Source organism: Providencia huaxiensis (assembly GCF_002843235.3).
GTDB lineage: Bacteria > Pseudomonadota > Gammaproteobacteria > Enterobacterales > Enterobacteriaceae > Providencia > Providencia huaxiensis.
On the sequence record NZ_CP031123.2, the window covers coordinates 1,638,699 to 1,652,420 of the forward strand.

9 protein-coding genes, 1 pseudogene and 1 other annotated feature (1 of these 11 cut by a window edge) are annotated in these 13,722 nt (G+C 38.9%); of the genes and pseudogenes, 8 read left to right on the forward strand and 2 right to left on the reverse strand.

Going from position 1 to position 13,722, the window contains the following annotated elements:
- Position 1: a sequence feature (Trp leader region), on the forward strand (it extends 101 nt beyond the left edge of the window).
- A gap of 26 nt (positions 2 to 27) precedes the next feature.
- The 6 genes and pseudogenes from CYG50_RS09230 (at position 28) to CYG50_RS09260 (ending at position 8,918) form a co-directional block, all read left to right on the forward strand.
- Positions 28 to 1,602, forward strand: coding sequence for an anthranilate synthase component 1 (locus CYG50_RS09230; protein ID WP_102138628.1), 1,575 nt, complete (start codon positions 28 to 30; stop codon positions 1,600 to 1,602).
- Positions 1,602 to 3,236, forward strand: a pseudogene (trpD, locus tag CYG50_RS23045) (bifunctional anthranilate synthase glutamate amidotransferase component TrpG/anthranilate phosphoribosyltransferase TrpD). The gene CYG50_RS09230 and the pseudogene trpD overlap by 1 nt, the downstream one beginning before the upstream one ends.
- A 1-nt stretch (position 3,237) precedes the next feature.
- Positions 3,238 to 4,614, forward strand: a complete 1,377-nt coding sequence (trpCF, locus tag CYG50_RS09245; RefSeq protein ID WP_102138631.1) for a bifunctional indole-3-glycerol-phosphate synthase TrpC/phosphoribosylanthranilate isomerase TrpF — start codon at positions 3,238 to 3,240, stop codon at positions 4,612 to 4,614.
- Positions 4,615 to 4,676: 62 nt separating this feature from the next.
- Positions 4,677 to 5,867, forward strand: coding sequence for a tryptophan synthase subunit beta (trpB, locus tag CYG50_RS09250; RefSeq protein WP_102138632.1), 1,191 nt, complete (start codon positions 4,677 to 4,679; stop codon positions 5,865 to 5,867).
- Positions 5,867 to 6,673 carry a tryptophan synthase subunit alpha gene (trpA, locus tag CYG50_RS09255; RefSeq protein ID WP_102138633.1) on the forward strand — a complete coding sequence of 269 codons (807 nt, stop codon included), beginning with the start codon at positions 5,867 to 5,869 and terminating at the stop codon, positions 6,671 to 6,673. Before trpB ends, trpA begins: the two co-directional genes overlap by 1 nt.
- Before the next feature lie 430 nt (positions 6,674 to 7,103).
- Positions 7,104 to 8,918, forward strand: a complete 1,815-nt coding sequence (locus CYG50_RS09260) for a ShlB/FhaC/HecB family hemolysin secretion/activation protein (protein WP_102138634.1) — start codon at positions 7,104 to 7,106, stop codon at positions 8,916 to 8,918.
- A gap of 344 nt (positions 8,919 to 9,262) precedes the next feature.
- On the opposite strand, the gene ompW is transcribed toward CYG50_RS09260, so the two are convergent.
- Positions 9,263 to 9,898, reverse strand: coding sequence for an outer membrane protein OmpW (gene ompW / locus CYG50_RS09265; RefSeq protein ID WP_102138635.1), 636 nt, complete (start codon positions 9,896 to 9,898; stop codon positions 9,263 to 9,265).
- A 404-nt stretch (positions 9,899 to 10,302) separates the two neighbouring features.
- Here ompW and CYG50_RS09270 point away from each other — a divergent pair, with 404 nt between their 5' ends.
- Positions 10,303 to 11,055: a YciC family protein gene (locus tag CYG50_RS09270; RefSeq protein WP_102138636.1), complete on the forward strand. Its 753-nt coding sequence runs from the start codon at positions 10,303 to 10,305 to the stop codon at positions 11,053 to 11,055.
- A gap of 55 nt (positions 11,056 to 11,110) precedes the next feature.
- On the opposite strand, the gene CYG50_RS09275 is transcribed toward CYG50_RS09270, so the two are convergent.
- Positions 11,111 to 12,913 (reverse strand): SulP family inorganic anion transporter, encoded by a 1,803-nt coding sequence (locus CYG50_RS09275; protein ID WP_102138637.1) that lies wholly within the window; start codon positions 12,911 to 12,913, stop codon positions 11,111 to 11,113.
- Between the two features lie 225 nt (positions 12,914 to 13,138).
- On the opposite strand from CYG50_RS09275, the gene CYG50_RS09280 reads away from it, so the two are divergent.
- Entirely contained in the window at positions 13,139 to 13,696 is a 558-nt protein-coding gene (locus CYG50_RS09280; protein WP_102138638.1) for a septation protein A, read from the forward strand.
- The last annotated feature ends 26 nt before the right edge of the window (positions 13,697 to 13,722 follow it).

Genomic DNA, 13,722 nt, shown 5'->3' on the forward strand with positions numbered 1-13,722 from the left:
TGTCAAAAATTAATGTAAGGCAACAAAATGAACGAACAAAGCACCACATTAGCACATTTTACGTATCTGGATAGCCCAATTAATTATCAGCCTGATCCAACATTATTATTTAATCATCTGTGTCATCAAGTTCCATCAACAATGCTGTTGGAATCCGCTGAAATTAATAATAAAGCTAACTTACAAAGCTTGCTTGTTGTCAACAGCGCACTACGTATCCGCGCTTTTGGTCAAAAAGTTGAAATCGAAGCGTTAACGCCAAATGGCCAGGCTTTATTACCCAAACTATTAGCGCAATTAACAGATTTAATCATGCATCATAGCATGCAAGAAAATAGTTTAACGGTGACGTTCAGCCTACCGGCACAAGATTTAGACGAAGACAGCCGTCTAAAGGCGGCATCTTGTTTAGACGTTTTACGTGCGCTACCCGCTCTCGCGCAAACTTATTCGACAAAGCCTGAAAATCTGTTTGTTGGTGGGTTATTTGCTTATGATTTAGTCGCAAGTTTTGAAGATTTACCCAACGTTAATACCGTTAATCACTGCCCTGACTATTGTTTTTTTGTTGCTGAGCATTATTTAGTGATTGACCATCAAAATCAGGCTGCTCGGCTAAAAAGCAGCTTATTTAGCCAAAATGAGCAAGATGTCGAAACTGTTAAGCAGCGTCACGCACAAATTATTGCTTCGTGTCGGCCATTCTTACCTGCGCTTCCTTTAGCAACTGCGCCCGATTTTGCCGTATCGATAAACAAAAATGACCAAGAATATGGGGATGTTGTTACTTCATTAAAAGAAGCCATATACCGTGGTGATATTTTTCAGGTTGTGCCTTCACGTAAATTTACGATGCCGTGCTCGCATCCGTTGATTGCATACCAAAAGCTCAAAGCACAAAACCCAAGCCCTTATATGTTCTACATGCAAGATGACGCATTCACACTTTTTGGCGCTTCGCCTGAAAGCGCACTCAAATATGCGACAGAAAATCGCAAGGTCGAAATTTACCCAATCGCTGGAACTCGCCCTCGAGGCCGTAACACACAAGGTGAATTAGACCTTGATTTAGATAGCCGAATTGAGCTTTCCATGCGTTCAGATGAAAAAGAGCTTGCTGAACACATTATGTTAGTTGACCTAGCGCGCAACGATTTAGCACGTATCTGTGAAGCGGGTAGCCGCTATGTTGCCAACCTAACTAAAGTTGATCGCTACTCTTTCGTAATGCATTTAGTTTCTCATGTCGTGGGAACATTACGCCAAGATTTAGATGTTTTTCATGCATATCAAGCCTGTATGAATATGGGGACTTTAACGGGGGCACCAAAGGTAAAAGCAATGCAGCTGATTGCGCAATATGAACAAGAGCGCCGCGGGTCATACGGCGGAGCCGTAGGATATTTTCAAGGAAATGGTGATTTTGATACCTGCATCGTTATTCGCTCTGCGTACGTAGAAAATGGCATTGCCACTGTACAAGCTGGAGGTGGCGTCGTTCTAGACTCCATCCCTCAAGCCGAAGCCGATGAGACCCGAAATAAAGCACGTGCTGTGATCCGCGCAATTGCCCAAGCACACCAAGTTAAGGAGTTATTCTAATGGCGAATATTTTACTGCTCGATAACGTTGACTCCTTTACTTATAACCTAGTAGACCAACTGCGTGCAGGTGGCCATAACGTGGTTATTTACCGCAACACCGTCAATGTAGAACATATTTTATCTGTATTAGAACAAATGATTTCACCAATTTTAGTCTTATCGCCTGGTCCAGGAAAACCTAGCGAAGCAGGTTCAATGCCAGAAGTTTTAATGCGAGTAAAAGGCAAAATTCCTGTTATCGGTATTTGTTTAGGCCACCAAGCTATCGTAGAAGCCTATGGTGGGACCGTCTCTGCCGCAGGTGAAATTTTGCATGGTAAGTCATCAATAGCCACACATGATGGTTTAGCCATGTTTAATCATCTTGAAAACCCAATATCAGTGGCTCGTTACCACTCTCTTGTTGGTAGCCAAATTCCTGAAAGCTTGACCATTTGTGCCCAGTCAAATGGCATGGTCATGGCTGTACGTAATGATAGCGATAGAGTTTGTGGATTCCAGTTTCATCCTGAATCCATTTTAACAACGCAAGGCAAACAGTTGTTAGAAAATACCGTGGCATGGGCTCTTTCTACTCCCAATGCAATCGAATCCTCTCATTCGCACTAACGGAATACTAAAGAGCCAATTATGCAAAATATTTATGATAAATTATTTAAAGCGCAACCGCTGACTCAACAAGAAAGCCAGTTCTTGTTTAATGCCATCATTCAAGGTGAATTGACAGAGCCTCAGTTAGCCGCTGTATTAATCAGCATGAAAATGCGTGGTGAACAACCACAAGAAATTGCTGGAGCCGCTCTAGCTTGTTTAGAAAATGCACAACCCTTTCCTCGTCCTGACTACTCATTCAGTGATATTGTTGGCACGGGTGGAGATGGCGCAAATAGTATCAATATTTCAACAGCGAGCGCATTCGTTGCTGCTGAATGTGGTATTAAAGTTGCCAAACACGGTAATCGTAGTGTTTCGAGCCGTTCAGGATCTTCAGATTTACTTGCGGCTTTTGGTATCGCTCTAGATCTCAGTGCACAAAGTGCTCGTGACGCATTAGATGATCTTGGAGTTTGCTTTTTATTTGCACCGCAATATCACAGTGGGTTTCGCCATGCTGCACCTGTACGCACTCAGTTGAAAACCCGAACGTTATTCAATGTATTGGGCCCATTAATTAACCCTGCTCGTCCGCCAATTGCCCTTATCGGTGTTTACCAAGCGTCATTGGTAAAACCGGTGTCTGAAACATTACAGATGCTTGGTTTCACCCGTGCAGCTGTGGTACACAGTGGAGGAATGGATGAGGTTTCATTACATGCAGTCACTCAAGTCGCTGAACTAAAAGATGGTAAAGTACAACATTACCAATTAACTGCAGATGATTTTGGGTTAAAACCGTATCAATTACGTGACTTAGAAGGTGGTACACCAGATGAAAACCGCGTATTGCTTAGTCATTTACTTCAAGGCCATGGGCAAGCCGCTCACGAAGCGGCTGTAGCGGCCAATGTTGCCATGTTGATGCGTATTAATGGCCATGAAGACTTAAAACAGAACAGCGAACACGCACTCGCAATTATTCGTAGCGGTAAAGCATTTGACCGCGTTACAGCACTCGCGGCAAGGAAACAATAAAATGAAAGCGACAGTCTTACAAAAAATTGTTGATGATAAAGTTGACTATTTAATCGAACGCAAAGGCAAACAACCGTTAGAGAGCTTTATTGCTGATATTCAGCCTAGTCAGCGTAGTTTTTATCTCGCACTAAGCGCAAAACGCCCTGTTTTTATTTTAGAGTGCAAAAAAGCCTCTCCTTCAAAAGGGTTGATTCGTGCTGACTTCGACCCTGCAATGATAGCTAAAACTTATGCGCCCTACGCATCTGCGATTTCTGTTCTTACTGATGAAAAATATTTTCAAGGGAAAATGGATTACTTAACGATTGTCAGTAATACCGTAAAGCAACCTGTGTTATGCAAAGATTTTATCATTGACCCATACCAAATCTACCTTGCACGTTACTACCAAGCGGATGCTATCTTACTGATGTTATCTGTCTTAAATGATGATGAATATATAGCATTAGCTGAAGTTGCTCATCAACTTAGTATGGGAATATTAACGGAAGTCAGTAATGAGGAAGAATTAGAGAGAGCTATTCAGTTAAAAGCAAAGGTTGTTGGCATCAATAACCGCGATTTACGTGATCTTTCTATTGATTTAAATCGAACTCGTGAACTCGCCCCCCGCTTAGCGGAGGGTACCATTGTGATCAGTGAGTCAGGTATTCATCAGCATCAACATATTCAGTCGCTAAGACAATTTGCGAATGGTTTTTTAATTGGTAGCGCATTAATGGAACAAGCTGACCTAGATAAAGCCATTCGAAGCTTGTTAGTAGGAGAACATAAAGTCTGTGGTTTAACCCGCGAGCAAGATGCAAAAGCCGCATTTGAAGCAGGAGCACACTACGGCGGGTTGATTTTTGCTGAAACCTCCCCCCGAAAAGTGACGTTGTCACAGGCGCAAAATATCATCCATGCCGCACCGTTAAAATATGTCGGTGTTTTTCGCAATCAATCTGCCGATTTTGTTGCCCATATCGCCAAACAGCTTGCTTTATCTGCTGTGCAATTACATGGTGAAGAAGATGCTTCTTATATCAATACGTTAAGAACATTTCTACCAAACTACTGTGAAGTTTGGAAAGCACTCGATATGTCACGAACGACTTTAAATGACTACGACACACAAGGTATTGATGTGTTACTGCTGGATAATGGCTCCGGTGGAACTGGCAAAACCTTCGATTGGTCAGCAGCCCCCTCGTCCACAACACAGAAATTAATGATAGCGGGCGGGCTTACCCCTGATAATTGCCTAGACGCGGCAAAGTTACTGTGCAACGGATTAGACTTTAATTCAGGGGTTGAAATTGAACCTGGCATAAAAAGCGAACAAAAAATAAATTTGGTGTTGTCAGCGTTGTTAGCCGAATCAACGGCTCACTAATACACAACGAAAGATAAAACTCCAACACCAATTAATGTAACTGATAAAATGGACAATCGATAATGAGCAAATTAGATCCGTATTTTGGCGAGTTTGGTGGACAATATGTCCCAGAAATTCTTATTCCCGCATTAAACCAATTAGAAGATGCGTTTATCGACGCACAAAATGATGCTGAATTTATTCGTGAGTTTCACGACTTGCTAAAAAACTATGCAGGTCGCCCGACTGCACTCACGTTGTGCCAAAATTTAACGGCAGGTACAAAAACAAAACTCTATTTAAAACGTGAAGATTTATTACATGGCGGCGCCCATAAGACAAACCAAGTATTAGGCCAAGCACTACTGGCTAAGCGAATGGGGAAAAGCGAAATTATTGCAGAAACTGGCGCTGGGCAACATGGGGTTGCAACAGCGCTTGCTTGTGCATTATTGAACATGAAATGCCGTATCTATATGGGCGCAAAAGATGTTGAACGCCAATCTCCCAACGTATTTCGTATGAAATTGATGGGCGCTGAAGTCATACCTGTTCACAGTGGCTCAGCAACCTTGAAAGATGCCTGTAATGAAGCATTGAGGGACTGGTCTGGCAGCTATGATAAAGCACACTATTTATTAGGGACAGCGGCGGGGCCTCACCCATATCCAACAATTGTACGTGAATTCCAACGCATGATTGGTGACGAAGCAAAACAACAGATTCTCGAAAAAGAAGGCCGTCTACCCGATGCGGTAGTTGCATGCATCGGTGGCGGTTCAAACGCAATAGGCTTATTTGCCTCTTTTATTCCAGAAGAAAATGTGAAATTAATTGGTGTTGAACCTGCAGGATTAGGGATTGAATCTGGGCAGCATGGCGCTCCATTAAAACATGGTCGTGTCGGAATTTATTTTGGTATGAAATCACCGATGATGCAAACCAGTGAAGGTCAAATTGAAGAGTCGTATTCCATCTCTGCAGGATTAGATTTTCCTTCCGTTGGGCCTCAGCATGCCCATTTAAACAGTATTGGTCGCGCAGAATATGTTTCCATAACCGATGATGAAGCCTTAAATGCGTTTAAATTATTATCACGTAAGGAAGGGATTATTCCTGCGCTAGAATCATCTCATGCTCTCGCTTATGCATTAAAAATGGCGGAGAAAGAACCGAATAAAGAACAGTTATTAATCGTCAATTTGTCTGGCCGTGGTGATAAAGATATTTTTACAGTACATGATATTTTAGCCAGCAAAGGAGAAATCTAATGGAACGCTACACCCAACTTTTTGAACGTTTAGCTCAGAACCACCAAGGCGCATTTGTTCCATTTGTCACTTTAGGTGACCCGGATGCTGAATTATCATTAAAAATTGTCGATGCCTTGATTGCTGGTGGTGCTGATGCATTAGAGATTGGTATTCCTTTTTCCGATCCACTGGCAGATGGCCCAACTATCCAAAATGCGAATTTACGTGCATTTAAAAGTGAAATCACCCCGACAATTTGTTTCGAATTACTCAGCCGCATTAGAGAAAAACACCCTACTATTCCTATCGGGTTATTAGTATATGCAAATCTAGTATTTACCAATGGCATCGAAAATTTTTATATTCGCTGCGAAAAAGCAGGCGTTGACTCGGTATTAGTTGCAGATGTTCCTATGTCTGAATCACAGCCATTTCGTGAAGCTGCACGAGCTCACAACATTGCGCCTATTTTTATTTGCCCACCAAATGCTAGTGATGAGCTACTTCAACAAATTGGAAAATATAGCCAAGGTTATACATATTTAGTATCACGTGCAGGTGTGACCGGCACAGAAAAACGTGCTGAAACGCCATTGACCCATTTATTGAGTGAATTAAACCAATATAGCGCAGCTCCCGCCCTACAAGGCTTTGGAATATCAGAGCCTGAACAGGTAAAAGAGGCGATTAAAAATGGTGCAGCTGGTGCAATATCAGGTTCTGCGGTAGTTAAAATTATTGAAAATAATCTTAGTCGCCCTGACATCATGCTTAATTTATTAACTGAGTTTGTTGTAAAAATGAAAGCAGCAACACAAAAATAGATAAAGAATAAATAGTAATCAAGCCATATTTAAAATTAATGGCTTGATTGCTTCAAAACATTTTTATAAAGAGATAAAATGACAAGTTCATTTTTCACACAATCACTTCTTAACTTAAATTCCCTTACATATATTTACATACTCTAAATAACCGTAATTTATTTTTCATTATAATTACTAGCTCACTCAATCATAAAAAAAACTTACCAAATCAAGCTTTATTCAAAGTAGTGGCTACGCATTACCACTTTGATAATTACCCTTACCAAAACCATAGCAGAGTAAATATTACCCATTGATATCATTTATTATTTTATAATCAAACGTATAAATAGCTATATATATAGCAATATAGGTGCTTTACTCTTATTTTATACAGATAGAGCAACCTTAACAACGGGCATTCCTATTGTTGCAGCTGGTGATATTCTTGGCTACAACGTTTCAAATGGCCAAATCACGATTAACAACCGTCTACAGTCAGACTCACCAACAGATATCATCGCTCGTTCGGCAGTTATTCGTGGAAATATTACAGCTAAAGAAATTAATGTTATTACTGGTAATAACTTTGTTGATGCAGATGCAACTAACTTTATTATCTTTTCCATTATACGTATCAGGTAATACTGCACAAATCATTGATCAACAGATCAATAATCAAGCAACACAAGATAGATCTCGTCAGCAACAAACACAATTAGAAACTAAAGACGTTTTAGGTAAAAACAGAGAACAAGCAAACAATATTTTAGTTTTTGATGATGAGAAAGACTGCTTTGAAATGAAACGAGTTATTTTGCTTTCCGAGCCAAAGCTCCCATCAATGCGACCTTTAGAGACATATGCAAATCAAGTCGTTGGTGTTTGTATTGGTATTAACGGTGTAGAAACACTCGCTAAAGGCCTACAGGATAAAATAATTAAGTCAGGCTATGTAACAACTCGGGTTAATATTCCTGAACAAAACATTAGCGATGGTACGTTAACTTTGCAAATAATCCCTGGCAAGGTCGCTAACGTGAAATTAACGGAAGGCAGTGATACCTATATTACTTTAGGAGCAATCATACCTGCTAGAGAAGGCGATATCCTAAACATTCGCGATATTGAACAAGGTTTAGAAAACCTTGAGCGTATACCTGGAGCCAAAGTCAATATCGAGCTAGCGCCAGGTAAAGAATTCTCAACTTCAGATATTTCAATCCAAAGGGAAAAGTCACCTCACTTTAACGCTAGTGGTTACTATAATAACTCAGGCAGCCGGCAAACGGGTAAAGACCAAGTTGGCGTTACCCTTTATGGAAACAACCTTACAAGCTTAAATGATACTATATATGTATCAGCGGGTAAAAATTTAAAGAACCAAGCTCGCAATAGTAGTAGTAATGCTGCGATTTATTATTCAGTTCCTTATAACTATTGGCTTTTCTCTCTCTATGCTAGCAAAAGTGAATATAAACAAACAATTAATGATACTATTGCTAGTTATAAGTACTATGGTGATAGTAAATATTATAATGCGACAGCAAGTAATGTATTTTTACGTGGACAAACTTATAAAGATACCGCATCTATTCAACTAATTAAGCGTAAATCAAAATATAAATTAGAAGATATCACCTTACTTTCACAACAACGCGACTTAACCAGTCTGAAGCTTGGCGTTAGCCACCGACAGAATATTGATAACTCAACTGTTGACGCTTCAATTTACTATCAACGTAACGTACCTTGGTTTGGAGCCGATGAAAGCTGGGATATGAAATATGGTGATGTCAGCACCATGGGGCGACTATTCACTCTCGATGTTTCAGGAATGATCCCTTTTGCGTTCAATGATTTTGTGATGAGTTATAACCCACAATTATTTGTACAATATTCACGAGACCGTTTAACCATCCAAGATCAATTCTCGTTAGGTAACCGTTGGACTGTACGTGGTTTTGATGAAGAGTTTTCACTAATCGGAGATAAGGGGTTTTATTTACGAAATGAATTTAACTTTTATATCCCTGGCTTCTCCTTTTATCCCTACTACGCACTTGACTATGGCAGAATATTTGGAGGTGTTTATCCTCTAGGCCTCTATTCTGATGACCAATTATTAGGTACGGCTATAGGCATGAGAGGTAATGTTAATATATTCAGTTATGACTTATTTCTAGGTGTACCACTTTATAAGCCGGATGAATATGAAACTAGCAGTGTCAATGCTGGATTAAACGTGCAGTGGTTTTGGTAATTTAATATTGCAAATTTGAATAATATCTTAAAGCTGAATATGCTCCTGTATTCAGCTTTTTTATTTCAAGGTAGTTAGTCTCAATATTTTATTTAATCTTTATTAATCGCCCTAAATAGTGAAAACCAATAAGTACCTTTACTTTATTATCACTCTATAACACTAATTAATATATTATAAATATCATCATCATGATTTGTTATTATTATGATTATCACTTGTTAAATATATGTTCGATTTTAATAGTAATTGAAAAATCCGAGAATACGAATATTCTCGGATTTCCTACTTCTCTCTAATCCTTCAGAATTCAGGTAGTACCTGTATTGCGTCCAATCAAATTCTTAGAAACGGTAACCCGCACCAAACATAAATACAAATGGGTCTAAACGAGTATCAATTTTGTGTGTGTCATTACCCGCTTTAAATTTCACATCTGTTTCAATATTCATCCACCACACTGAAGCATTCAGCATCCAGTTATCAGTCAGCATGTAGTCCATACCTGCTTGTGCTGCAAAGCCCCAAGAGCTTGATAAATCAAGATCTGATAAACCGTTAGCTTTCCCTGTTGAGTTAAATTTCTCATCAAAGAAGAAGGTATAGTTAACACCGGCACCTAAATAAGGGCGTAATTTATCTTCTTTACTACCAAAATAATACTGCGCCATTAAAGTTGGTGGTAAATGTTTAACAGTTGCAATTGTACCTAACGGTCCTACGCCAACTTTGTGTTCAAACGGAGTTGCTGCTAATAATTCCACACCGATATTATCAGTAATCATATACCCAAATGTTAAACCTAATTGAGTATTGTTATTAACATCAAATGAACCTAAACCTAATACATTTTCAGAACCCGCATTTGGACGTACCGTTGCAGTACCTGTACGGAAAATAAAGTCGCCAGCTTCATGAGCAATAGAAACTGCTGGAGCTAAAGTTGCAGCAGCTAATACAAGCGCAGTGAGTTTTTTCATTATCAATCCCATTCCTATGTTTTTATTTTAGGAAAATATACCGTATTATTTAAATTGATGTTCAAATCAAGATCACATCTTTTACTAATTTATAGGTAAACCAATAAATATGGATTTATTATTCCATTTATTGTTTTTTTATTTTTGATTTAAATCAATTTTTATAAAGTAACTAACAAAATAAAAATTTGATTTCTAAATATAAATATTTATTTCAATATTTAAACATGCATAAAAAATACAATTTATATAAGCTCATTTTTTTAGTTAATTAAATTCGAGCATCATGAACAATATATTTTTCTTAACCTCCCGATTTTTATTATCTTTCTCTACCTCTAGGCGAGATACTCAGTTACAATTAGATTAAAATTTTGATCACGTTAGTAGATAGGAGCAGTGTCATGTCCATTTCGGCCAACTCACTCATTAGTGATAGTATCAATTTCTTTAAAAATCAATTGAGTGGCCTCCTCACCATTGTGCTCTTAGCCACCGTGGTAAGCCTTGTCATTTATGCGATGATGATCCCCAATGAACAGATGATAGGTGTTCTTGCACAAGCACAGAGTAAGATGATTGAGTCTGGTAATACGGGCTTACAAGACTGGATCCTAAGTCTATCTGAAGAAGATAAAAGCAGTATTTTGCGTGTTTCTTTTGGTTTGATTCTTTCCGTTACTCTTGGCAGCTTGCTCCTTATTTGTGGCACATTATCCTATATCTCAGGGATGTCACGTGGCGAAGATATGACAGGTCTTCAAGCGATAACATCATCACTGAACAAAGCACCTTCTATGTTTCTTCTGTTGGTCGTGTGCTCACTGCTGATCCAATTAGGCATCACAATTATGGTTCTACCCGGCATTGTACTCGCCATTGGTTTTTCCTTAGCGCCAGCAATTTTAATAACAGAAAGTACCAACTCCTTCAGTGCGATGGGAAAAAGCTGGAAATTGGCCTATGCAAACTGGCGTGTTGTCTTACCGATGATTTTAATTTGGATGGCAGCTCAAATGCTTATCAGTGTGCTATTGGGTAACCTTAATATGAATCATATCCTTATTAATGGCATCTCTTTTTTACTCAATAATGTTGTAGCTGCATTCGCTTTAATTTACTTTTATCGTTTATATATGTTGATCACTAAAAATTAATATAATTAAATAAAATAGAAAGGTATCAAAAGATGCCTTTCTATTTACATTATTTTTAAGAGTTATCTGAGTAAGTATCCGTTGGTGTAATTCGATCCTCACAATCATGCTCTAATATACCTGAATCCCTTTGGCTCTCTTGTGCTTTTCTTTCTTCAACACATTTCATTTGGATCTGTTGCTTACTTTGAATTAAACGAATTGCAAAATAAATATCAGGTACCACTAATAGGTCATCATCTGAACGATTAATTTTATTTTGTTCTAACCAACGATTAAGCGAGGTTCTCCGACCCGCTAATACCAAAGTTACCCCTTTCGCCTTCAAAGATGTCACAATGTCATTCAATGTGGAAAATACGCTCACATCATTATGCGTAAAGCTGACGGCAGCATCCACAATCACCCAAGCTGGCCTCTTCCGTTGATTATCTAAATGTTTATTTAACCGCTCTTTAAAGTAATTCACATTGAAATAGGTGAGTGGAGAATTGAAACGATAAATAAGGACTCCATCAACTTCTTGAATATCATTTTCTGATGTCATCGAATGCAACATACCGTGTTCATCTACGCCTAATAGTTGGTCTGTCGGCCTAAATATGACCCGGACAAACTGCAATAAACCCAATAGAACCGCTAAGCCTACACCACTGATCAAGCCAACCACCAGCACTGCACATAATGTGAAAACACATAAGAAAAAAGCTTCTCTATTGCGTTTACGCATCGAAAAAATACTACGGAAACTGAGTAAGGAATAAGTAGATATAATTAAAACCATCCCTAAAGCAGGCATAGGGATATATTCCAATAAATTTATGGAGAAAAGTAAAACAGCTAAGATAGTTACCGCAGCAACGAGGGAAACTAATTGCGTTTTCCCCCCCATCATGTCATTAACCGCAGTGCGGCTACTCGCAGCACTAACCGCGAACCCCTGGCCAAAAGCAGAAGCAATATTTGCCATCCCTAACGCTCTTAATTCTTGATCTGCATCGACGGTATAACCATTTTTGCTCGCAAAACTGCGAGCCGTCATCATAAAACTGACAAAACTAATCACGGCTAAGTTTAATGATGGAATAACAAGGTCTCGGAGTAAACTTGGTGGAAAATCAGGCAGTGGTATATGCGGGAGCCCTTCACCTAAATCCCCAACGGTGCTAATACCATATTGCTCAAGATTAAATAAAATACTCGCTGCTGTTGCCAAAACCATTGCAATTAATAAAGATGGCCACTTACTGCGCACTCGCTTAATCACTAAGGTAATTACCAATGTTACAATAGCAACTAATAATGTCGGAATATGTGTTTCCACTAACGCTAATGGAAAAGCTATTAATCGCTCAATAAACCCTGAAGGCAAGGTCGTAATACCAAATACTTTACTAATTTGACTAACGATGATCGTGAGGGCGACCCCATTTAGTAAGCCTTGCAATATTGGTCTAGATAAAAAATCTGCGAAAGTCCCCAAACGAAATCTTGCTGCAATCAAACACCAAACCCCGGTCATAAAGCTCATGACGATAATCAGCTGCCAACGAACAGTTTCATCCCCCATTGCGAGTGGAGCGACAGCGGCTGCAATCACCGCGCATGTTGCAGCATCAGGCCCAATAATTAATTGTTTCGACGTGCCAAATAACGCATAGAACAACATGGGTAAAATACATGAATACAATCCAACAATTGCATTCACCCCCATTAATTCGGCATAGGCAATAGCAACAGGTAAAGCAACCGCAGCGACAGACAACCCTGCTTTAACATCAGGGCCTAAGTCAGCACGTTGATAGTTAAACAGTGTTTTTAAACCTGGCATCCAGACAAATAGCCTTGCCTTTATCATGGGGGAAAAGTACCTATAAATTAGTAAGTTAAATTATTTTCTATACTATATATATCCGAACTAATAAAGTTTATCTAGAAGTAAGTCAAATTATCGTAAAATAGTGCAAATATGATTGGTAACAAAGCATGTTTATTGGTAAAAAGGTGCAAACTTTTAACAATTGATGCCAAAATCGGTTAAACTAGGCTATTACCTTTACGTTGAGGCGCTGCATTCACTGTTATGAAACAACTTATTGATTTTATTCCTTTGGTAATCTTCTTTATTGTCTATAAAAGATACGATATTTTCTATGCGAGTGGTGCATTAATGGTGACCACCCCTTTAGCATTATTAGCAACTTATCTTATCTATAAGAAAGTTGAAAAAGTTGCAAAAATTACCTGTGCAATCGTGATGGGCTTTGCTGCCTTAACGCTTATTTTCCATAGTGATGCATTTATTAAGTGGAAAGTCACTATTATCTATGGTGCATTCGCTGGCGCACTACTCTTCAGCCAATGGTTTACTGAGAAGCCTTTAATTCAGCGAATGTTAGGCAGTAACCAAGAAATAAAATTAGCCGATAGTTATTGGACCAAACTCAATAGTGCATGGGCTATTTTCTTTATTTTCTGCGCATTGCTGAATATTTACGTTGCTTTTTGGATGGCTCAAGATATCTGGGTCAATTTCAAAGTCTTTGGTCTGACAGCAGGAACACTAATATTTACAGTATTGAGTGTGGTCTATATTTTTAAAAATATGGTTAAAGAGCCTGCAGAAAATCATGAAGAATAATTTAAAATAGCGTCAAAAACCTGCTA